13 protein-coding genes and 1 tRNA gene are annotated in these 22,610 nt (G+C 70.5%); 7 read left to right on the forward strand and 7 right to left on the reverse strand.

What is annotated here, in order from left to right; genetic code table 11:
• Nucleotides 1-11 precede the first annotated feature (11 nt).
• Nucleotides 12-99: transfer RNA gene (locus tag ACIQRW_RS00285), tRNA-Leu, on the forward strand.
• Nucleotides 100-170: 71 nt separating this feature from the next.
• Here ACIQRW_RS00285 and ACIQRW_RS00290 read toward each other — a convergent pair.
• The 6 genes from ACIQRW_RS00290 to ACIQRW_RS00315 form a co-directional block, all read right to left on the reverse strand.
• Complete coding sequence (locus ACIQRW_RS00290) at nucleotides 171-1,037, reverse strand: NAD-dependent epimerase/dehydratase family protein (protein WP_403752141.1); 867 nt, start codon at nucleotides 1,035-1,037, stop codon at nucleotides 171-173.
• Nucleotides 1,038-1,084: 47 nt separating this feature from the next.
• Nucleotides 1,085-1,447, reverse strand: coding sequence for a hypothetical protein (locus tag ACIQRW_RS00295; protein WP_403752144.1), 363 nt, complete (start codon nucleotides 1,445-1,447; stop codon nucleotides 1,085-1,087).
• Between the two features lie 823 nt (nucleotides 1,448-2,270).
• On the reverse strand, nucleotides 2,271-5,360 hold the full coding sequence (locus ACIQRW_RS00300; RefSeq protein WP_403752146.1) for a pPIWI_RE module domain-containing protein: 3,090 nt from the start codon (nucleotides 5,358-5,360) through the stop codon (nucleotides 2,271-2,273).
• 33 nt (nucleotides 5,361-5,393) lie between these two features.
• Nucleotides 5,394-9,062, reverse strand: a complete 3,669-nt coding sequence (locus ACIQRW_RS00305; RefSeq protein WP_403752149.1) for a hypothetical protein — start codon at nucleotides 9,060-9,062, stop codon at nucleotides 5,394-5,396.
• On the reverse strand, nucleotides 9,055-10,263 hold the full coding sequence (locus ACIQRW_RS00310; RefSeq protein ID WP_403752151.1) for a hypothetical protein: 1,209 nt from the start codon (nucleotides 10,261-10,263) through the stop codon (nucleotides 9,055-9,057). Before ACIQRW_RS00310 ends, ACIQRW_RS00305 begins: the two co-directional genes overlap by 8 nt.
• Nucleotides 10,263-12,005 carry a PD-(D/E)XK nuclease family protein gene (locus ACIQRW_RS00315; RefSeq protein WP_403752154.1) on the reverse strand — a complete coding sequence of 581 codons (1,743 nt, stop codon included), beginning with the start codon at nucleotides 12,003-12,005 and terminating at the stop codon, nucleotides 10,263-10,265. The genes ACIQRW_RS00310 and ACIQRW_RS00315 overlap by 1 nt, the downstream gene beginning before the upstream one ends.
• Before the next feature lie 242 nt (nucleotides 12,006-12,247).
• Between ACIQRW_RS00315 and ACIQRW_RS00320 the strand changes: the two genes are divergently transcribed.
• Nucleotides 12,248-13,714 (forward strand): protein kinase, encoded by a 1,467-nt coding sequence (locus ACIQRW_RS00320; protein ID WP_403752157.1) that lies wholly within the window; start codon nucleotides 12,248-12,250, stop codon nucleotides 13,712-13,714.
• A 129-nt stretch (nucleotides 13,715-13,843) separates the two neighbouring features.
• Here ACIQRW_RS00320 and ACIQRW_RS00325 read toward each other — a convergent pair whose 3' ends face one another.
• The gene (locus ACIQRW_RS00325) at nucleotides 13,844-15,958 is read right to left on the reverse strand and encodes an N-6 DNA methylase (protein ID WP_403752160.1); all 2,115 of its coding nucleotides are present in this window, start codon (nucleotides 15,956-15,958) and stop codon (nucleotides 13,844-13,846) included.
• 386 nt (nucleotides 15,959-16,344) lie between these two features.
• Between ACIQRW_RS00325 and ACIQRW_RS00330 the strand changes: the two genes are divergently transcribed.
• The 5 genes from ACIQRW_RS00330 (at nucleotide 16,345) to ACIQRW_RS00350 (ending at nucleotide 22,495) form a co-directional block, all read left to right on the forward strand.
• Nucleotides 16,345-16,545, forward strand: coding sequence for a hypothetical protein (locus ACIQRW_RS00330; protein ID WP_403752163.1), 201 nt, complete (start codon nucleotides 16,345-16,347; stop codon nucleotides 16,543-16,545).
• 291 nt (nucleotides 16,546-16,836) lie between these two features.
• Nucleotides 16,837-17,673 (forward strand): hypothetical protein, encoded by an 837-nt coding sequence (locus ACIQRW_RS00335; RefSeq protein ID WP_403752166.1) that lies wholly within the window; start codon nucleotides 16,837-16,839, stop codon nucleotides 17,671-17,673.
• A gap of 274 nt (nucleotides 17,674-17,947) precedes the next feature.
• Nucleotides 17,948-18,964, forward strand: coding sequence for a LacI family DNA-binding transcriptional regulator (locus ACIQRW_RS00340; RefSeq protein ID WP_403752169.1), 1,017 nt, complete (start codon nucleotides 17,948-17,950; stop codon nucleotides 18,962-18,964).
• Complete coding sequence (locus tag ACIQRW_RS00345) at nucleotides 18,961-20,547, forward strand: sugar ABC transporter ATP-binding protein (protein WP_403752172.1); 1,587 nt, start codon at nucleotides 18,961-18,963, stop codon at nucleotides 20,545-20,547. Before ACIQRW_RS00340 ends, ACIQRW_RS00345 begins: the two co-directional genes overlap by 4 nt.
• On the forward strand, nucleotides 20,537-22,495 hold the full coding sequence (locus ACIQRW_RS00350; RefSeq protein WP_403752175.1) for a substrate-binding domain-containing protein: 1,959 nt from the start codon (nucleotides 20,537-20,539) through the stop codon (nucleotides 22,493-22,495). Before ACIQRW_RS00345 ends, ACIQRW_RS00350 begins: the two co-directional genes overlap by 11 nt.
• The last annotated feature ends 115 nt before the right edge of the window (nucleotides 22,496-22,610 follow it).

Here is a 22,610-nt window from a genome sequence, read left to right on the forward strand (position 1 = left end):
ACAGACACCTTGTCCGGGTGGCGGAATGGCAGACGCGCTAGCTTGAGGTGCTAGTGCCCTTTATCGGGCGTGGGGGTTCAAGTCCCCCCTCGGACACCAAACCAACGGTCAACCGACCGAATGAAGCCGGTCCCAGCGACACTTGTCGCTGGGACCGGCTTCTTTGTGTCTCAGTTCGGCGGAACCTCCTCATGATCGAGGAGGTTCTCCGCCGCGAACCCCAGCAGCCTGCGCGCGGCGGAGGTGTCGACGGGCGCCGCTCGGCCCGGCAGCGGGCTCCGCAGCACGGTGGTGGGGTGGTAGCGGTGCAGCAGCTCCTCGGTCGGGTACGGCACGATGATCTCGGGGGCGCAGAGGTGGACCGCGTGCGCCGAGCGGCCGGGTACGTCCAGGGCCAGCAGCGCGGCCCTCGCCGCGTCACGGACCTCCAGATACGTCCACAGGTCCCTCGCCCCCGCCGCCGGGTCGGCCGTGAGCCGGGCGGCGTGCGCGCGCAGCCGTTCCTCGAAGCCGCCCACGTACGGATAGCGCAGGCACACCACGCTCATCCCGTACCGCCGCGCCATCATCCGCGCGGTCAGCTCGTCGACCTGTTTGGAGAGGCCGTAGGGGTCGGCGACCTGGGAGGTCATCGCCTCGTCGACCGGTGCGTACGGCGGGTGCGGATCATCGGCATCCGTCCAGGGCAGGCCCGTGACGCCCCAGGAGCTCGCCACCGCCGCATGCCGGATCCCGGCCCGGCCGGCCTCCTCCAGGACGGTGAAGGTGGCGAGGCTGTTGCCCGCGAAGACCTCGTACGCGGTGTTGCGCTCGGGGGTCGGGATCGCCGCCAGGTGGATGACCGCGTCGGCGCCCTCCAGAGCCGCCCGCACCGTCGTCGCGTCCGTCGCGTCACCGGTCACGACGAGGCGTGCCGCGAGATCACAGGGATCGTCGAGGACCAGGGCGTTCGCCTCGATCCCGCGCTCGGCGAGCAGCGCGAGGACCGCTCGCCCGATCCGCCCGGCGGCCCCGGTGACCATCGCTCTTGCGACCATTCGGTCACTCTCCTGAGTCGGTGCTTCTACTGCCTGATTCGGTGCTTCTACGGGTGGGCGCGCACGGCGACGACATGCGCCGCCGCCGCCCCGTTGGTGGCTTCGACGACGAGCCGGATCGCCGCTGTGGTGACCGGCCCGGCCGGCGTGTGCGTTTCGCGACGCCGCCGGTTCCCCGTCGCACGGGCGATGACACGCCAGGTGCCGTCGGGCTCCCGCGCCTCGACGCGGTAGTCGCGAGGGAGGGTGGGGAGCGTGTCGAAGGGCGTGCGGTGGTGGTGCAGGTTGATCAGGTCCTCGTTGACGTCGTCGTCGGCGATGACCTCGATCCGGCCCACAGTGACCGGTTCGGGCCAGGCCAGCTCCAGCCAGGGGGCCGGGTCGTCCGCCAGTGGTGCGGAGACCCACATGTGCGGTCCCGCGTACGGGCGGGCATAGCCGTCGATGGCCTTGGCGGGGGAGTAGGCCGCGGTCTCTCCCGTACGGAGGCAGAAGGTGCGGCGGAGCAGCCCGCTGTCCGTCCACTCCCGCAGCGGCTGCGGCGATTCGTCCGCGAGTTCATCGGCACCTGGACCACACGAAGCCGCCCCGAGCTCGTCGACCGCCTGGAAACCTTCATGTTCACCCGAAGGCCGTCCCCTGACTGGGCCGCCCCCGACCAGGGCGGCGCTACGGGGTCCGTGTCGTCAGCGGGCGATGGGTGAGCCGACGCCCTTGGTCAGTTCAGTTCCCCGGCGGTCGTGCGCTCCGCCGGGAGGCGGCAGTCAGCATCCTCGGCATTCGGTGTCGCCAAGCAGGCCCAGGACGTCTTCGGGCCGAATCGTCGTACACGCCTTCTGGCATCAGCAGGCGCCAGGGAAGTGATCTTGTTCGGGCCGGGAACGCTCACGCACAAGGGAGCTCATCAGCGCAGGCCGCGGGGTAGTGCCGTTTGGCCACCAAGCAATTCTCCATGCTCTGCGTAGACCGGGAGCCGCGACTTCTGCCGGACCGGCTGGAAGACCCGTTCGGTGAAGTCTGTGGGCCCGATCGGCGGGGCCAAGCAATTCCTGATCTACCGGGCCCCTGGCACTCAGCCGATGAACCTCCGACGGAAGGGCCGCTAATGCCTGCCAAGACCAGTTATGCACTCTGTGGGGTCCTCGGCCCACCCCGCGGAAGCAGCAACTCTCAGTGACTCTCCTGGGTAGGTCGAGCGGATATGGTCGTCCTTTGCTCTTTTCTTCCGTTCCCTCAGAGGAACAGCGCAAGCTGCTCGTCCTCCGGTGCCTGACTTAGGCCGGGCTCCTCCGCGCTCTCCGGGTCCACATCAGCCGGTTCGGTGTCCGTGGTTTCCGCGATCACGCCCAGCGCTGCCGCCACACGTTGCCCCTCTGCGCTGCTCTTGGCTCCGACGTCGGCCGTCTCGACCAGGGAGGAGCTCTCGGCCTCGCTATCGCCGACCGTCGGCAGAACGTAGTGCTGCGCGAGGCCGGCCAGATGCAGTGGGAGAGGCAGTGAGAGCGCGTCCAGGTAGTCGGGGGCTTGGCGGAGCTGGTGCACCGCGAGGGCGAGGGCTTCGGGTGAGTCGCCGTCGTCCGGGTGGCAGCCCAGGACCGCGATCTCCACCATGCCCGGGTTCCAGGCGGGGATATGCGTGTCGATCGTCGGTTTGCCCTTGTTCGGTCCCTGTCGCAGGGGGCGGGGAGCGATCTTGTCGGCCTCGACGGCGGAGTCCCGGAAGGTGCTTGCCTTGGGTGTGGTGCTGTAGAAGACGCGGCCCGAGGACCGGGCCGCGTCCTCGTTCTCCACCCAGAGCCCTTGGGGCAGGCCGTTGACCTCGCCGGGAGCGGCGTTGCCCCACCACTGGGGAGTCTCCCGGCCCGCCGCGGTACGCACGCGGATCAACCGGAGGTCCGGATCGAGTCCCACCGGTTGCGCGTGCCCTGGCTTGATCAGGTCCTGTTCGGTCCGGCCGTCCTGGAGCCAGGGCCAGTGCAACCGGCTGTTCTGGGAATGGGTCAGCAGGACAGTCGGCCGGCCCCTGAGGGAGCGGACCATCTTCTGGAGATAGCGGGCCGTGGCCTTGCGCTGCTCGTCCATGTTTTGGTGCCAGACGCGGTACTTCGAGCGCTGCCGGGGGAAGGCGACGGGTTCGGTCCCCGTGATCATGCCGCTTTCGACGGACTCGGTCACCTCCGGAATCTCGGCGGTTTTGACCAGACCGAGCAGGAACCGGGGGTAGGGGATCCACTGTCCCGTCTGCTCGTCCCAGCCCGTGACGGCTGCCAGGCCACTGCCGGGAGCGAGCGGCGTGACCATGACGGACACCGGCGTATGACGGGGCAGCCCTGTGGGACCGTCCTTGCGTCGTTTGACCATGTACGTGGCGACGTAGCGCAGGTTCTCGGGAAGAGCGTCGCCGAGTGTGTGTTCGGGCAGCACGCGGACGCCGAACTGGCGCAGTGCGTCCTCCCAGCCCGAACGGACCCGGTGGGCGAGGTTCTTCTCGGAGTTGTGGCCCTTGGCCTTCTTGGGGACGAGGGCGAACTGTGTGAGCACCCCCGCGTCCGCGCAGCCGAGGCGGAGCGCGTACTTGGGGTCGTCCAGGCGGTGGGCGAAGTCCTGTCGGCGGTCGATCTCCACGAGCGCGAAGCCGGGGTGGAGCGCGTCGGATCCGTCGTCGGTGAGGAACGCTTCGACCGCCGTCCGCCGTCCGCTGATCCCTGCTTCGAGCGCCTTGCCCTTCGGCCGGGCCCCGGGATCGATACCCAGGGTTTCGGCGATGCCCCCGGTGGTGCGCAGGCAGCGGAGACGGAGAATGAGTTCCGGAGACTTCCATTCGAGGACGACCGGGCTCCCGGGCGCGGCCAGTTCGTACAGCTCCTCGGCGGTGGCAGGGTCCGGTCGGCTGCCGTCCCCCTCAAGCCCGAGGACTTCAATGAGGGCGTCGACGGCCGCCTCCCGGAAGGAAGGGGACTGCCACAGCAGTCGGGCCTCAACGAGCATGGTGTCCCCCGCGACCGCGTCAGCAGGGTCCTGCCCTTCATTGATCCGGGCCGATACCGCGAGCGCCGTCCGACGGGCAAGGGCCTCGCGTTCCGCTTCGAGTGCCTTCTCCGACGCTTTGGGCTTGGGCCGGGCATTGGCGGGGGCGGTACTTCCGGCGCTCGTCCGGCTGAGGGAGGGAACCCGGCGCAGCGACTCGGGTAGCGCCTGCTCGGCCCACTCGACGATCTGCGAGCGCTGGTGCGACATGAGGCCTGTACCGATGCCGTGAGCACCCATGTGGGTGCTGTGAACGACCGAGGCTCTGGTGCCGGGACCGTCGCCGATCCATTCCTCGGGTGCGGTGAGCAGGGCGTCCGGGTCGGGGAAGGGGCGGGCCAGAGCCAGTCTGCCGAGGATCTGCGCGGGGCCGTTGTTCTTCCAGGCATGGCTTCGGGTTTCGCGGTCCCAGGTCAGACGCGCCACCGCGTACCGGTCGCTGGTGGGCGTGCCGGGAAGCCAGGGGATGCCGGGCAGCAGGCAGACGGAGGTGTCGCGGCCGTAGGGCAGCCGCAGGCGCCGCTGCTTCGCGTCGAGGCGGGTCGCCCAGCGACGTACCCCGGTGTGGAGGTGGAGACGTGGCCTGGGGTCGAAGGGGACGGTGTGCAGCGAGATGTTGATCACGATGGAGAACCACCATTCGCGTCCCTTGACCGGATGCGAGAGTGGCTGAGAGAGCAGCTCCGCCCCCTGCTGGCGTGGGCCGCGCGGGACGGCGCGGAAGCGCAGGCTGCCGGCGCTGTGTTCGTAGGGTTCGAGGGCGAGGATGCGCCGGGCCATCGCATCGGTCGCGAGTTGGTACTGCCGGTCGAGCGGGGTGGCGGTCCCGCCGTCGCTCGTGGGGCAGCCGAGCAGGTCGACGGTGACGTCCCGCCACTGCGGCGGGCAGGCACGCAGTGCCTTGTGGGTGTCCAGGACGGCACGGTGGTGTTCGGGCCCGGGGCGGAGATCCTGGAGCCAGGGGCCGGTGAGCCGGTCCAGGGTGTCGTCGGGCAGGGGGTGGGGGAGGTCGTGCGGGGCGTAGAGCCAGAAGTCCTCGGCCTGCTGGAGCGCGTCGCGGGGGCGTCCCCGTACGACGAGATCTGGGGCGAGGCTCTGCAGGACCCCGTTGAAGCCGGCGACGGGAGCTGTGCGATACGGCTCGCTCTCGGGGCCGCGGCCGATGTTGCAGAGGTCCAGGATGCTCGCGTGCCACTGCTCGGGAGCCGGCAGCGCCCGGTATCGGGCGGTCCAGGGGGTGGCGTCGGGCTTGAGCAGGTAGGCGGCCCGGCTGGTGTCACGGTACTTGGTGGCCATGGGAGTTCGCGGTCTCCTTCTGTTGATCGAGAATCAGTTTTCGGCGCTCAGCCCGCACAGAGCGTCGTAGAGCGGGTGGTAGAGCGTGCGCACCAGGGCGGGGTCGGCGAGGCCGGCGAACGATTCGGGGGCGGACATGTCGTCGAAATAGGGGGCGAGTACGTCACGGAGCTTGATGAGCAGACCGTCGTCGTTGCGTCGGCGACCGCTTCTGGTCGCCGCGGCGGGCGGGGCCCCGGCCTCGGCGAGCGCCGGGGCAAAGGCCGCGTCGACGAACACCACGCGCGCGGGTACTCCGCCTCGCACGAGACGGCCGATGACCTGCCAGATCGTGACGAGCTGGTCCCAGGCGAAGGAGGTCTTCTCCGCGTCGCTGAGCCGGGAGTAGATGTAGCGCCGGGACAGAAGCCGGCGCCATTCCTTGCGGGCCGCGAGGCGGAAGGCGAGTCCGGCGGCGTCCAGATCCGTCGCGTCGGCCACCAGTTTGCCGAAGGTGCTCGCTTCGGGGCCAGGCTGGTCGCGGACGAACCGGGTGACCCAGTCGTTGACAGCGAAGACGGCCAGCGAGAGATCATCGGGGCGCGGGTGGGGCCGGGCGAGGAAGAGCACGGTCCCGAAGGCGGCCTTGTGGCTCTGGTTGAGGATGTTGTGTCCCCGCTCGATGGCCATCAGCGGGGCGACCAGGACTTCGGCGTCCTCGTCCTTGGCGAAGGCGGCCAGATCGCCGCGGCGTACGGCAGAAGCGCTGGTGCCATCGGCCGTGGCGGTGTCACCGGGACCGGTGTGGTCCAGCTCCGCCTTGTCGGAGGCCAGGACACGGACCTTTCCGCGCCAACGCGGCATGCGTTCCAGGAGGTCGGCAGCGATTCTGGCGTCGTGGTAGCTGCCGACCAGGAGGAGTGCCCGGCGTCGTTCGCCGTCCTCGATCCTTCGCAGTTCCCGGTCGAGGAGTGAGGTGGAGCCGGGTGACGACTTCCCGAGCTGGGTGACCAACTGGGCCAGGACCCGTCCACGCGTGTCGAGTCTGGCTCCGGACAGGGTGAGTGGTGCTCCTTCGCCGTCGTAGAGGAACAGGGTGCTGAAGCGGGTCTGCCGGATGGAGTCGACGGCGGCGCGGTGGGGTTTGAGGATCGCTCCGACCGGCGCCATGACGTGTGCGCGGGTCGATGTCCCGGCCCAGCTGGTGCCTGACATGAGCAGCACGTGCGGTCCGGGCCGCCCTGCGGCGGGGTCGGCTCCGAGCGCGGGGAGGTTGAGCAGGAGCTCCCGGCCGACGCCGGCGCACCGGAAGAAGCGGAGGGTGCCGCTGCGGTGATCGTCGCCGTCCGGTCCTCGTTCCGGGTCCTCGGGCAGGTACTGGAATCCGAGGACGTTGCCCATGGGAGCTTCGGGCACGACCGGTGCGTAGTCCAGGGGAGGCCGGCGGGACAGTTCGTTGTCGGCGGTGTCCAGGTGGAGGGCCGCCTCGGCCTGCGGCCACAGGAAGGTGACCCGTTCGAGGCGCTGGTGCAGCGCGGCAAGCACCAGAGTGAACTCAAGGCGCCGTGTCTCCCGTTCCAGCCAGGACTCGCTTCCCCAGGTGTCCACGGGGTCTCGGTCGGGCTCTCCCGGGGCAGGGTCTTCTTGACGCAGTGAGCCGTCGAGGAGGGGAGAACCGACGAGCAGGGCGTCGAGTACGGAGCGGACACGCTGCCTGGTGGTCGTCTGGTCGAGGTTGTGCAGGAGGTCCCCAGCCCTGTGGATCAGGGTGTCGGTGAGAGCGCTGTGCGGGCCGCGATCACCGAGAGGGTCGTCGCGGAAGGCGTCGAAGACCTCGACCACCTCGTTACGGCGGACGTCCCACGGCTCCGTCCCCGCGGTACGCGGCATGGAGGCGACACCGGCAGACTCCTCCTCTTCCTCATAAACCTCGGAGTCGGAGGAGACACCGTCCGGAAGGGTGCCGTCGGCGCGCAGCCGGGGATACCACTCGTTGACGAGCTTCTCCTGGAGGGTCCAGGCACTGAAGTACTCAATGTCCGCCCACGTGAGGATGTCGTCCTCGGTGATCAGCCTGCGGTAGAGGCGATTGGCCGCGATGTGGACGATGTCCAAGGAGGCCGACCAGCGTTCGACGTCGCGCGCCGAGAGAGGAAGGCGGCCCTGCCGGGCCAGTTCGTCGATCTTGTGAATGCCGAGCCGGTCGAGCCAGGATTCCGGGCCGCGCACGATCAGCGTGGCGGACGGAGCGAAGGCGGTGTCCAGCTGCATCTGTACGCGGTCCGCCTCGTCGATGATGACGATATCGCTGCGCAGACAGGCCAGTTCGAGATGCCGCAGTCGCTCGGCGTTGAGGTGCTTGGGCACGGCGCTCTGCAGGAGGCTCGCCGGGTTGGCCACCCAGATCAGTGCGTCGACCAGATCGCGGTCGGTGGCGTGCCGTGGGCAGGCGCTCCACACCGGGCAGCCGTGGTCGGGCCGGGCGGCCACCGCCTCCTCTTCTCGTGTTCCGCCGTCCACCCGCCCCGAGGCCGCGTCGTGCCGGTACACGGGCATCGCGATGTCGCCGACGGCCGTCGCGCCGGACTTCTTCACCGGGTGCAGCTCCGTACACGGGGCGTCGACGTAACGAAGGGGTTCGGCGGCTTCCAGTCCGCGCTGCGCGTCGAGGACGCACACCGTGCTCAGTAGGTCGAAGGCCGGATCGTCGTGCTGCAGCAGGGAGGTCTGGCCGCGAGCGGCGAGCCGTCGGTGCAGCCGCGAGGCGTGCTGCTCGCGGGTGGTGGTGCCGATGACTGGCGCCGCCTTCAACCCGAGGTCCTGGAACATGCCGACCAGGTTGAGTTGTTCGGCGACGTCTCCGACGACCAGAGTGGTACGCAACCCCCGACGCGCACCCCAGGCTGCGACGAGGTTCATCAGGGTGCTCTTCCCCGCCCCCACCATGCCGACGAGGTGGAGCAGCCCTTCCAGGCGCAGCACGGTCGCCCCCTCGAACCGCACCCCGTCGGCGGACAGGACGTCGAGCTGCAGATCGGCCAGGCGCTGAACCCAGTTCCCGGAGGGAGCCCCTCGGGCGGCCTCGGCCTCCTCCATCCAGCGAGCGGTGTCCGCGAGTTCGGCCAGCGGGACGTCCAGGGGACGGCCGGCTGTGCCCGGCACGAGGTTCAGGTCGTGGCCGGTCGACGGCGGAAAGCACAACTGCTCGGGGATGGTCACGGAGGCCGGAACGTGCCGCTCACTGAACCGTGCCTGGCCTGCCGGGGCGAGCACCAGCTGACGCCGGTCGAAGTCCGGGAGGCGGGACAGCGCACGCTCGAACCTGGTGAAACGGTCGCCCGCGACCGTGGCCTCCACTCGCCGCACCGGACCGCCCCCTTCGGGCAACCGATATCCCCGGAGCCGTTCGGGCAGCTGGACGTACGCGTCCAGGCACTGGTGCCACATGCGGCGGCGACGCAGCTTCCACAACAGGTGGCGGGCCACGTCCAGCCGGGCGCGCTGCTCCGACGAGGCCGCGAGGCCCGCGGCCACGGCGAAGGGGTAGCCCCCCAGCAGCGTGTAGACCCCGCGGGCGTCACGGGACGGATCGAGGCTCTCCATCAGATAGAGGCCGAGTTCCACCTGACAGAGCAGGGAGGGTTTCACGTCCTGGTTCTCCTGGGGCCAGACCGGCTCCAGGGCTTTGACCAGTGGCAGGTACCACTCGCTGCTGTCACGCACGGGCTGATCCGTTCTGCGGTGTGGATGGCGTCTTCGGTGTGGATTCCGTCAGGTGAGGGCCCCCCGCCCCGCCGAGCCGGTCGGCGGCGAGCGCGACGAGCTGGTCGTCGGTGAACAGGGGCAGTCCCCCGGCAGCAGCGGGGCGATTGCGCCGGTACGTGCCGAGGTAGTCGCGGTGGGCTCCGGCCTGTTCTCGGGGGATCACCCAGCACGACTCGTCGTAGGGCGGCTCCGGGCGCACAGGATGGGCGGATCGGCCGAGCAGTCCGGGGTGCTTCCAGTCCTTGACGTCGACGGCCCAGACGTGTTCGTCCGGGAACGTGATGCGCAGGTCGTAGGCGTCGAAGCCGGGCCAGAGCTGGACCTGGAGCCCGAGGGCGCTCAGTCGGGCCTCCAGTTCAACCTCGGCACGGCCCGGGCTTGTGACGAACTGCCGGAGCGGCCGCACTAGTTGCAGCAGTCCGGCCGCGTCCGATCCCTCCAGGGTCCGACCGTGCGGGGGCGAGCCCCGACGGCGGCACCGGTCACGCTCGCACCACCAGGCGCCTCCGGCGACGGGAGTCAGCAGGGTCAGGCAGCGTCCGCAGGTCACGTAGGCTCCCTCGCGTTCGTAGGAGGCCGGGACCGCCGCGTAGCACTGGTCGAGAAGTTCTAGTACGGGGGCGAGGAACAGGTCGGTGTCGGTCTCGAACCGTTCCACCCCGGTGAGCACCGGACGCTCGACCAGGAGTCTGCGGAACGCCATGTAGGACTCGGGCGACGACGCCTTGCGGCACAGACGCATCGCGGTGTGGACGACTTCCCGGTCGAACTGCGCGGCACCGCCGTCCTTTCCCCTGATCCACCACTCGTGGCACAGCTGGGAGGGGACCAGCGCTTCGGGGTCCACCAGGTAGTCGTCCGGCCCGAAGGCGTCCGGCGGCAGATCGAGGGGCCAGTCCTCCAGGGGGCGGCTGTGGCACCAGAAGAGGAGCTCCGGGAGGCTGCGGGGGATTTCCTCGACGCCCTTGAGGAGGCAGGCGAGGACGGTCCGGTCCAGAGCCCGCTGCGCCTCGGCCGGGTAGGGCAGGGCGAAGGCGGAAAGGGGCCCGAGATCGGCGAGCTGGATCACCGCGCCGGCCAGCGTACGGACGATGCCGACGTCGGGGAAGCCGAGCCAGTCTCCGCGGGGGCCGGTGAGAGCGTGCGGGGCAGCGGTCATCAGGACTCCCTTTCCGTCGTGTCGTGCGTCCTGTTCTCCGTCGTGACGAGATGTTCGTTGCCCGGCCGGCACCATTCGAGGGCTTCACAACTGTTGCAGTGCCGGCCCGGGGCGGCCGGGTAGTCCCGATCGCCGGTCCAGGGGCGGGCGAGTTCCGCGATGACCTCCCGCGCTTCGTCGACGGCCCTCGTGCGTGAGGGGTCCAGCTCCTCGAAGGTCACGTCGTCGGTGTGCAGCAGTTCGAGCTCCACCCGGGAGCGCTTCACGTCTCCGCCCAGGACTCCGGCGGCCAGCATCAGTACGCCGAGAGCGAGCTGGGGGTAGCGCTTCATCAACGACTCGCCCTCGTAGAGGTACCTGCTCGCCGTCTTGGTCTCCCGCCAGACCCATCCTCCGTTGCGGGTGTGGAGCAGATCGGGCGTGGCGATCAGAACAAGATCGAGCCCGGGGTCGTAGCAGGCCACTTGGTACTGGACGCGCACTTCTTCCGCCGCGGCCAGCCCGTCCAGCGGACAGTAGAAGCTGTGCTGTTCGAGCATGGCCGCGCCGTCGCGTGCTTCCTTGCCGCTCAGCTGCAATGCGCCCGAGCCCCAGGACGCCGGGTCCGCCGGTCCGGGAAATTCCGCACAGCTCCGGTAGGGCGTGCCGCCGTGCCGTTGGTTCAGGACGTCGTCCACCACGCGGCCGCGCCGCACCTCCGGGCTCTCGGGCTTCGCGGAACGCAGTTTGAGCTGTCGGGTCGCATGGAATTTCGCCGGGCAGTCCCGGTAAGCGCGTAGGTCGGTGACCGAGAGGCTGCGCCGGGGTCGCCGGGGCTCCGGCGGCGCGATCGTCAGCAGCTCCGGAGTGCGCGCGATCGCGTCGCAACCCGCCAGCGTCTTGCAGTCGACACAACTGCTTCCGGGGCGGGCCCCGGTGCCGTCGATTGCCTGGCTCAGCGCGGGCCATCCGTCCGCCCTGAAGTGCTGTCTGACCTCCTGCTGATTCCAGTCGAGCAGCTCCTTGTACGCCCCGTCTCCACAGCCGAATTCGATGACTCGGACCCGCTCCGGAACGGCGGTGCGGTGAGGTTCCAGCCGTTCGGCGGGAACCACGGTGTACCGCTTCTTCCACCCTCCGCTCACCGGTCGCCCCTGGGCCGCGACGTACGCGGCCACGGCCGCTTCCGCTTCGGGGCGGCCGTCCTTCGCCGCACCGAAGGTCAGCAGCCACAACTCCCTGGTGGACCCGTCGATGGCGGCGAACCGCCGTCCCCATGCCGTCGTCTCGTAGGTGTCCGCTCCCCGCGCGTCGACCGGTCGGGGGTCCGTGCGGAGGGCCCAGGCGTCGCGGACCGGAACGGTGAGGGGGAATCCGGCGGCCCGACGCGCGCGTTGGTCCGACACGCGCGCCGTCACGAAGCGCCGGACCGCCGCGGCCGACCAGGCCAGCAGCAGGGGGTGTGCTTCCCGTCGCCGGTAGAGCCCGAAAGTTCCCTTTGTGCGCCGGAGTTCCCCGATGACCTCCTCCGGGTCCCTGCGGTCGTGTTCAATCAGGTCGAGCGCGTCCATGAAGACCTTGAGGGTGAAGTCCTGCAATGTTTCGGCGTGTTCGGCCGGGGCGGGGTATGCCGTGAGCATCGGGCGGGCGTCACTGCTCCGCTTCGTCGGACAGTCCCGGGGGTCGAGCCGGGCGGCGCCGAGGTTCGTGCGCACCAGCTTGATGTCACCACTGGTCCCGGCGGGGCGTGGCCAGCTGCTCATGGTCTCCTCCAAGCGATACGGCAGGACGGCCCGATGCGACCTCGCAGAGTGAGGCGCCGAGCTCGGGAGGACCCCAGCATGACACATATCGCATGTGAACTCTGTCCATGCACGAAATCGTTGCTGTTCGCTTTACACTGAGCGCATCCGTCGCGCAACGAGCCGGCGGATGCGGAAGCCCGACGGCGTCACGCCTTCTCGGCGTTGGCGCCCGCGGGACGCTTCAGAGGCAAGGGGCGGGCATGAAGAAGGACGACGTGCTGGGCGGCCGGTACAAGCTGCTCGACCGTCTGGGCAGCGGCGGCATGGGCGTGGTCTGGCAGGCGCAGGACCTCCGCGACGACCGGCGGGCGGTGGCGGTCAAGTGCCTGCGCGCGGAGGGTGACCTCCTGGCCTCGCTGGACGACGACGACGCGCACGCCGAGCTGACCCGCATCCGCGGACGCTTCCGGCGCGAGGGGGCACTGCTCGGGCAGTTGCGACACCGGAGCATCCCCGAGCTGTACGGCCAGGGAACCTTCGGCTCCGAGCCCTACCTCGTCATGCGCCTGGTCGACGGCATGGCACTGCACACCTTCCTGGACCGGTACACACCCACCGTCGAGGTCGCCGCGGCCATCGGCGTCCAGATCGCCGAGGCGCTCGCCCACGCCCACGATCTGCCGGTGGTGCACCGCGACCTCAAGCCGTACAACTTGATCATCGATCGGGGCGGCGTCGTCGTCCTCATCGACTTCGGGATCGCCAAGCCGCTCTGGCCCGGAGTCACGGACTACACGCAGAGCGGCTCCACCGTGGGCAGCAGGGGGTACGAAGCCCCGGAGCAGATCCTGGAGCGGCAGATCACGCCGCAGACCGACCTGTACGCGCTGGGCTGCGTTCTCTACCACCTGCTCACCGGACACCCGCCGTTCTCCGGGGACCGGTTGAGGGACCAGCATGTGCACGATGCGCCGATCCCGCTGACCTGCCACATCGCACACATCCCGGCGGAGCTGGAAGCGCTGGTCCTGGGGCTGCTCGCGAAGGAGCCGCAGGACCGGCCTGCGAGCGCCCGCGCGGTCGCCGCGGTGCTGCGGCGGTTCGCGCCGCGCCCGGGAGATGTCGCACCCTCTCCCCGCCTGGAGCCGGATCCCACGCGTCCGTTGCGACTCCCGGGCGAGTGCGCCCCGCCCGTTCCGGCCACGAAACCCACGCCTGTGACGACGACGAACAGGAGGCACCGCGGTTCCGGGTTCCTCAGTCGCAGGGTGTTCGAGGAGCTCACGGCCGAGGCTGAGGCGGAGACCGATTCCGGTGAGCCCGCCGGCGCGGTGGACGCGCTGGCGGAGCTCCTGCCCGCCGCCCGACGGAGCTGGGGCGCCTTCGACCCGCGGGTCCGGGCGGCCCTGCGCGTGGCCGCGAACGGCATGCGCGTCGCGGGGCGTTGCAGGGAGGCGATCGCACTCTACGAGGCTTTGGCCGTACGGCCCGAGGGCAGCGTGGATCCGGACGATCTGGCCGATCACCTGGAAGGCGTCCTCGGCGCGGCGGAGTGCCACATCCCCTTCGGCGACCTGCTGCCCGCGGCGGCCGCACGGACCATGGTGCGTGAAGCGCTTCCCCGCGTCGGCGCCGCTCGCGCTCAACTGCTCGCGGAGCGGTGCCGTGAAGTCGACGCCGAGCTGAAGGAGTTGCGCCTCGGGACGAAGGAGGGCGACCAGGCGTAGGCGACTTCACTGGTCCCGCGCAGATGATTCCGCATGGTCAGCTTTTCCGGGCCCGCCCCGGCCCGCCGGGGTGGGCGCCCGCCCCGCCCCGCCCCGCCCCGGTGCCGCGGGCCGGGGCGGGGCCAGGGTTCACCGGCCCGACCGCCGCAGCCTCCCCGCCGCGAGCCCGTCACCGAGGCCGCGGACGAGATCCTCACCGACCGCCACGACCGAGCGGAGGGCCTCCTCGAGTGCCAGAAGCTCCTTGAAGGCCACCGCGTACGGCCCCTGTTCGGCGAGGGAGAGCTGGAGCACCTGCAGTTTGCGCACGTCGATTCGGGCCGAGCTGGAGGTGTGGGAACCGGCCTGCCGCGCGTTCGCCGGTGCCCGCAGACAGCCGGCGAGGAACCAGGGGTCGAGAAGTTCGGGGTCCGGGCGCAGGGCATGGAGCTGTGGCCCGAGTACCAGGGGGGTGTCCGTCTGGACCCATACGCGAAACGCCCGCTCGACACCCACCACGACGACGTCCCCGGGGTCCGCGACGGTGAGCGAGCCACTGACGGCACCCGCCTTCACGTCGTCCGCGGCCAGCCAGCCGCCCGGCAGGCCGCCCATGATCAGGTCGGGAACCGTCATCACCGGCACCGCGTCGTCCGGCAGTGCGTCGCCGTGCAGTAGTTCACCGGTGGGCGTCTGCCCCTGCCGCGCCTTGAGCGCCCGGGCGCGGTCCAGGTCCGAGACCGTGACCGTGGACGCGGCGTCACCGCCCTCCGACAGGTCGATGTCCGCGAGATGGCGGGAATGCCCGCGTACCTCGTCGAGCAGCCGGTCCAATTGCCCCCAGGCTTCCCGGAGCACGGCCTGCGCCTCCCTCGCCGTCTCCGGTACGTGACGGGCCGGCGTGAGGTCCGTCTCCTCGTCGAGCAGATCCATCACGGGGACGGTGACACACCGCTCGGGCGGCGGCTCCTCCGCTCCCGCCCTCAGATCCCCGGACCACGCATGGGAGTGGACCGCATCGAGCACGCGACCGCTCAACCGTGGCCAGTCGATGCTCTGTGCGCCCTTCGCCGCCCCCTGCCGATCGACAGCGTCGAACAGGAACAGGCGATCGCCCGGCGCGGCCACGCCGTCGGCCGCCGGTGCCCGGAGGATCCACAACTGAAGTGAGACGCTGTGTGGTTGAGCGGCCCCGGCCGGCAGCGCGACGACTCCCCGCAGTACGCCCGTGCGCAGCAGCGCACCTCGGATGCGCCTGCCCGCACGCCGGGAAGCCACCGCCGGCGGAAGCAGGATCACGGCCACGCCGCCGGGTGCGAGTCGGGCCAATGCGTGCTCGACCCAGGCGAGCTCGGGCTCGGTCCTTGGTGGGAGGCCGTAGATCCAGCGAGGGTCGGTGGCCAGTTCCTCGTGGCCCCAGTCGCGTGCGTTGAACGGGGGATTGCACAGGACGACGTCGGCCCGTGCGCCGGCCTGCGGATCGGCGCGGAGTGAGTCCCCCGCCCTTGTCTCGGGCGCCCCCGCGCCTGCCATACCCGCGAAGCCCAGCCTGACCGCCGCCAGCGCGGCGAGCACCGGGTCGATGTCGGTCCCGAGGAGTGTGGGAGCCGGAGTACCGGCCCCCGTTCCCTGATCGCCCATGCGTTCGCCGGCGGCCAGCAGCAGTCCGCCGGTGCCGCACGCGGGGTCGAGGACGGTCACTCCTCCCGGCGCGCCTCCCGCCCCTCCTCGTGCCGGCCCTCCGGCCCCGACGGCCACAGCGACGTCCGCCATCAGCCGGGCGAGTGGCGCCGGGGTGGTGCTGACCTGCCGGACATGGGCATCGAGCCAGCGTGACAGCAGGAAGTCGAAGGTCTCCCTGCCTCCTTCGTGGCACGCGGCCTCGATCGTCTCGTCCACCACACGGGCGGCCTCCGCCGGCAGGTCCGGCTGCCCGGGCGTGACCCGGCCCGGGGCTCCCGGTCCCTCCGTGGCGAGGAGCCGGCCGCCGGCCTCGGCGAGTGCCGCGCCCATGACCGCGCGGTCACCCAGCGCCTCGTAGTGCGGCCACAGCCGCTCGCGCAGGCCGATCCGGACGATCTTCCCGTTGGTGCGGAGCCACCGTTCGACATCCACCAGGGAGAACTGCGGGCTGGTGTCCGTCCCGCCGACCGGTGAAGGGAACGAGTCATGGCGCCGCCGCCAGTTGCTCACCGCGGCTCGGCCGACTCCCGCGATACGTGCGATTTCCGCCAGGGTGACGGGCGCGTCGATGGCGTCTGACATGTGGTTCTCCGAGCGAGGGGGCGAGTTCCGGACAGGCCTGACATGGGACGTCCTCACCGTAGCCCAGCCACCCCGCCCTCAGTCAATCGTTGACAGAGTTCACAACTACTCTCTCGATCGAGCGTCGGCTGCCTCCTCCACCACCTTCTCTCCGGATCACCCCCCTTCGGGGCGCAGCCCCCGTCGCCCAGCCGCGGAGCCGCCTGACCGGCCCTCCACCCTCCCTCGGAGCCCTCGGCGGCCAAGCGCATGCCGCATACCGACGTTTCCTCGGGCTCGGCCCGTTTCCCGCCGCGTCCCGCCCGGACTGGACCTGGCCACCGGCCTGACGCCGCAGCCGTCCGTCCGAACCGTACCCACCAGGAACCCCGAGGACATTCACCGACATGGCCGACCGTACGACCGAAGCCACAGCCGACGCCGTCGACCGTGCCACCGAACACCACGCACAGGCGGACCTCCGGGCCGTGCTCCAGCTGTGCGCGGCGGGCCAACTCCGGTGCAGCGCCAAGACCCTACGCCCGGCCGCGGCGACGGCCGCCTTCCTGGCCGAGACCCTGACCGGCGGCGACTTCCACGCCGACTAACCGATCGCCGCGTACGCCTGGCCCCTGCTGCTCCAGGCCGGCGGGTTCGCCGAACTGTCCGGCAGCAAGCTCCAGCTCACAGCGCGCGGCCGGGCCGCGCTCACCGGGACCGCTCACGACACGATCCGCCATCTCTCGCAGAAATGGATCACGCGGGGTGTCCTCGACGAGTTCTCCCGCTGCGAGGAGATCAAAGGGCAGCGCGCGGCGAACGTCCTGACCGCCGTCAAGCCACGTCGACAGGCCGTCGCCGCGACCCTGGCCACCGCGGCAGCGGGCGTCTGGGAGGACGTGGACGACTTCTTCGACCGGGTGCGCGCCGAGCGGAACGACTTCGCCGTCGCCCGCAGCGAGCGCGCCCGGTGGCGGCTGTACCTGGTGGACCCGGAACACGGCAGCATGGGCTACGCGGGATACGGCGACTGGTCCCTCCTCCAGGGCCGTTACACCTTGGCCGTCCTCTTCGAGTACGCCGCCACCCTCGGCCTGATCGACATCCGGCACACCGCGCCCGCCGGGGCCCGCGCCGACTACCACCACCGGTGGGGCGCCGACCATCTCGACTGCCTCACCCGCTACGACGGCCTGCTCGCCCTGCGCCTCAACCCCCTCGGTGCCTACGCCGCCGGTGCCGCCGACGTCTACCTCCCCTCAGTTCGCACGCACGACGCCGCTGACGTCCGACGTGTCAAGGTCCTCGGCAATTTCGACATCGTGGCCCCCGACGGCCTGACGACCGCCGACACCTTGCTGCTTCGGGCCTACGCCGCGCAGACCGCCGACCGAGTCTGGCAGCTCAGCACCGGCTCACTGCTCGCCGCTCTTGGCGCTGGCCGCACCCTGCGCGAGCTGCGCGCATTCCTCACCGACCGCAACGACCATGCCCTGCCCGACACGGTGTCCACTTTCCTCGCCGACGTCGAGGCGCACACCGGCAAAGTCACCGACCGGGGCCCTGTCCACCTGATCGAATGCGCCGACCGCGCGCTGAGCCTGCTTCTTGCCGGCGACCGCCGACTCCGCGGCCTGTGCACGCCGCTGGGCGAACTCCACCTCGCCGTACGCCCCGACGACCTGCCCACTTTCCGTAAGCGAGTCCAGGCCTGCGGGTACGTGCTGCCGACCTGAGAGCGGTGAGCCGTTTCCCCGACGGAGGAGTGGACAACCCCGACAAGGACTCGATCACTCTCGGCCGCGGTCACTGAGCTGTCCGGCCGAGGGCCCCGCGTCTCCCCCCTCCCGTCACGATCCGGTCTCGGACGCGGGAGGGGGGCTTGTTTTTGGTCATGTAATCGATTCCAATCGTTCGTGTAATCGATTCCATGGCGCAGAGCGGCTGGTCCACCGCCGGTCGGCGCAAGGGTTTCGAGGTGTACGGAAACCACAAGGAGGTGGTCCGGACATGGCGGGCATCAAGGATGTCGCGGCCGAGGCGGGTGTGTCCGTCGCCACGGTGTCGCGTGTGCTGAACAGCCATCCGTCCGTCAGCGAAGAGGCGCGTACCCGCGTCATCGCCGCCGTCGAGGCGCTCGGCTACCGGCCCAACGCGGTCGCCCGCTCGCTGCGCACCGCGCAGACCCGCACGCTCGGCCTGGTCATCAGTGATGTGCTCAACCCGTACTTCACCGAGCTGGCCCGCTTCGTCGAGGAGGAGGCCCGCGCGCTCGGCTACAGCGTCATCATCGGCAACGCCGACGAGCGGCCCGAGCTCCAGGACCACCACATCCGCACGCTCATCGACCGCAGGATCGACGGGCTCCTCGTCTCGCCCGCCGACGGAGGCTCCCCGCTGATGCGGGACGTCGCCCTGAGCGGCACCCCGATGGTCTTCGTCGACCGCTGGATCCCCGGCATCGACGTCCCCGTCGTCCGGGCCGACGGTACGGGCGCGGTCAAGGATCTCGTCGCGCATCTGCACGGCCTCGGCCACCGCCGGCTCGCCATCATCGCCGGGCCCGCCGCCACCACCACCGGCAACGAGCGCGTCGAGGCCTTCCGGGACGCGATGCGCGAGCTCGGGCTCGCCCTGCCCGACGCCTATATCGGCCAGGGCGACTTCCAGGCGGCCAGCGGCCGCCGGGTCACCGAGGGATTCCTCGCCCTGGGCGAGCCGCCCGAGGTCGTGTTCGCCGCCGACAACCTGATGGCCCTCGGAGCGCTGGACGCGATCCGGGCCCGAGGACTGCGGGTCCCCGACGACATCGCGCTCGCCGCCTTCGACGACATCCCGTGGTTCGTCCACACGGATCCGCCGATCACCGCCATCGCCCAGCCGACCGCCGACCTGGCGCGGGCCGCCGTGCGCGCGCTGGCGGACCTGATCGAAGGGCGGACCCCGCAGTCCGTCACCCTGCCCGCCCGTCTCGTCGTACGCCGCTCGTGCGGCGGGGCCGCATCGAACCAGAGGAGCGACCGGTGACCGCACCGGACAAGCAACTGGTGACCTCACCAGACGAGTTGCTGCGCATCGAGGGTCTGCGCAAGACCTTCCCCGGCGTGGTGGCGCTCGACAACGTCGACTTCGACCTCCGCAGAGGCGAGGTGCACGTCCTGCTCGGCGAGAACGGCGCGGGGAAGAGCACCCTCATCAAGATGCTCTCCGGCGCCTACCGCCCCGACCACGGCCGCATCCTGGCCGAAGGGCGTGAGGTGCGCATCGAGGGCGCGCAGGACGCCGAGCGGCTCGGGATCGCCACCATCTACCAGGAGTTCAACCTCGTACCCGACCTCACCGTCGCCGAGAACATCTTCCTGGGCCGACAGCCGCGCCGCTACGGGCTCGTCGACCACCGCCGGATGCGCGAGGACGCGGAGAAGCTGCTGCGCCGGGTCGGCGTCAACGTGCGACCCGACGCCAAGGTCCGTGAACTGGGCATCGCCCGGCTCCAGATGGTGGAGATCGCCAAGGCGCTCAGCCTGGAGGCCCGTGTCCTGATCATGGACGAGCCGACCGCCGTGCTCACCTCCGAGGAGGTCGACAAACTCTTCGCGATCGTCCGCCAACTCCGTGAGGACGGCGTCGGGATCGTCTTCATCACCCACCACCTGGAGGAGATCGCCGCACTCGGCGACCGCGTCACCGTCCTCCGCGACGGCCGCAGCATCGACCAGGTCCCGGCGTCGACCCCCGAGGACGAACTCGTCCAGCTCATGGTCGGCCGCAGCATCGAACAGCAGTATCCGCGTGAACGCCCCGACACCGGCGACGCATTGCTGTCGGTGCGCGGACTCACCCGCGACGGCGTCTTCCACGACATCAGCTTCGACGTGCACGCCGGCGAGGTCGTCGGCCTCGCCGGACTCGTCGGCGCCGGGCGCACGGAGGTGGCGCGTGCCGTCTTCGGGGCCGACCCGTACGACGCGGGCACCGTCGACGTACGCGGCGAGCGCCTCGCCCGGCACGACGTGCCCGCCGCGATGGGCGCCGGCATCGGACTCGTACCGGAGGACCGCAAGGGCCAGGGCCTGGTCCTCGACGCCTCCGTGCAGGAGAACCTGGGTCTGGTCACCCTGCGCTCCGCGACCCGCTCCGGCCTCGTGGACCTCAAGGGGCAGCGCACGGCCGCCGCCCGCATCGCCCAGCAGCTCGGCGTCCGCATGTCCGGCCTCGGCCAGCATGTGCGCACCCTCTCCGGCGGCAACCAGCAGAAGGTCGTCATCGGCAAGTGGCTGCTGGCCGACACCCGGGTCCTCATCCTCGACGAACCCACCCGGGGCATCGACGTCGGCGCCAAGGTCGAGATCTACCAGCTCATCAACGAACTGACCGCCTCCGGGCACGCCGTCCTGATGATCTCCAGCGATCTGCCGGAGGTCCTCGGCATGAGCGACCGGGTGCTCGTCATGGCCCAGGGCCGCATCGCCGGGGAACTCCCCGCCGACGAGGCCACGCAGGACGCCGTCATGGCCCTCGCCGTCGGCACCCCGGCCGCGGCCCAGGGGCCCATCCCCACCGAACACCCCGCACCGAAGAAGGAAGAGGAGGGCCCCCGTGGCCACTGAGACAGCCAAGAGTGACGCGGGAACGGGCGGCGGAGTCTCCGTGATACGCCGCGTCCTGCTCGACAACGGCGCGCTCAGCGCCCTGGTCGTCCTGGTGGTGGCGATGTCGCTGCTCTCCGGCGACTTCCTGACCACCCAGAACCTGCTGAACGTCGGCGTCCAGGCGGCCGTCACCGCCATCCTCGCGTTCGGTGTCACCTTCGTCATCGTCTCGGCGGGCATCGACCTGTCCGTCGGTTCGGTGGCGGCCCTGTCCGCGACGGTCCTCGCCTGGTCAGCGACCTCGGCCGGCGTGCCGGTCGTCCTGGCCGTCGTGCTCGCGATTCTCACGGGCATCGCCTGCGGCTTCGTGAACGGAGCCCTCGTCTCGTACGGCAAACTCCCGCCGTTCATCGCGACGTTGGCGATGCTCTCGATCGCCCGCGGCCTCTCCCTCGTCATCTCGCAGGGCAGCCCGATCGCCTTCCCCGACTCCGTCTCGGTGCTCGGCGACACCCTCGGCGGGTGGCTCCCCGTACCGGTCCTCGTGATGATCGCGATGGGCCTGATCACCGCACTGATCCTCGGCCGCACCTTCATCGGCCGCTCGATGTACGCGATCGGCGGCAACGAGGAAGCGGCCCGGCTCTCCGGGCTCCGCGTCAAGCGCCAGAAGATCGTCATCTACGCGCTGTCCGGCCTCTTCGCCGCCGTCGCGGGCATCGTCCTGGCTTCGCGCCTCGTCTCCGCCCAACCGCAGGCCGCCCAGGGCTACGAACTCGACGCCATCGCCGCGGTCGTCATCGGTGGGGCGAGCCTGGCCGGCGGTGTCGGCAAGGCGTCCGGCACCCTGATCGGCGCGCTCATCCTCGCCGTCCTCCGCAACGGGCTCAACCTCCTCTCCGTGTCGGCGTTCTGGCAGCAGGTCGTCATCGGCGTCGTCATCGCGCTCGCCGTCCTGCTGGACACCCTGCGCCGCAAGGCCGGTTCGGGAGCGGCCTCCTCCGCGGGCACCGCCCCCGGCGCACCGGGGGCAGGCCGCAAGGGAGCGTTCAAGCTGGCCGGCGCGGCACTCTGCGTCGCCGTCGTCGTCGGCGCGGTCTCCTTCTTCAACTCCGGCTCGTCCGGCGGCACGACGAAGGTCGGCATGTCCCTCTCCACGCTCAATAACCCCTTCTTCGTGCAGATGAAGGAAGGCGCACAGGCGGAGGCGGAGAAGGCGGGCATCGACCTGACCGTCACCGACGCCCAGAACGACGCCTCCCAGCAGGCCAACCAGCTCCAGAACTTCACCAGTTCCGGCGTCTCCTCGATCATCGTCAACCCGGTGGACTCGGACGCGGTCGGACCGGGCGTCCGCAGCGCCAACAAGGCGGACATCCCCGTGATCGCCGCCGACCGGGGCGTCAACAAGGCGGAGACCGCGACGCTCGTCGCCTCGGACAACGTGGCGGGCGGCAAGCTCGCCGCCGACGCGCTGGCCGACAAGCTCGGCGGCAAGGGCAGCATCGTCATCCTCCAGGGCACGGCGGGCACCTCCGCCAGCCGTGAGCGCGGGGCCGGTTTCGCCGAGGGACTCAAGGAGTACCCGGGCATCAAGGTGGTCGCCAAGCAGCCCGCGGACTTCGACCGCACCAAGGGCCTCGACGTCATGACCAACCTCATCCAGTCGCACCCCGGCGTCACCGGCGTCTTCGCCGAGAACGACGAGATGGCGCTCGGCGCGGCCAAGGCACTCGGCGGCAAGGCCGGGAAGTCCGTCTCGGTCGTCGGCTTCGACGGAACCCCGGACGGCCTGAAGGCGGTCGAGGCCGGAACGCTCTACGCGTCGGTGGCCCAACAGCCCGCCGAACTGGGGAAGATCGCGGTGCAGAATGCCGTGAGGGCCGCGAAGGACGAGAAGGTCGAGAGCACGGTGAAGGTGCCGGTCAAGGTGGTCACCCGGGAGAACGTCGCCGACTTCTCCTGACCGCCACCCGGCTTGTGAACCGGCCTTGCGCCAGGCTCGTGAACCGGCCTGTTGAACCAGGCTTGTGAACCGGCCTGTTGAAGCAGGCTTGTGAACCGGCCTGTTGAAGCAGGCT

This window comes from Streptomyces sp. NPDC091287, from assembly GCF_044768525.1.
GTDB lineage: Bacteria > Actinomycetota > Actinomycetes > Streptomycetales > Streptomycetaceae > Streptomyces.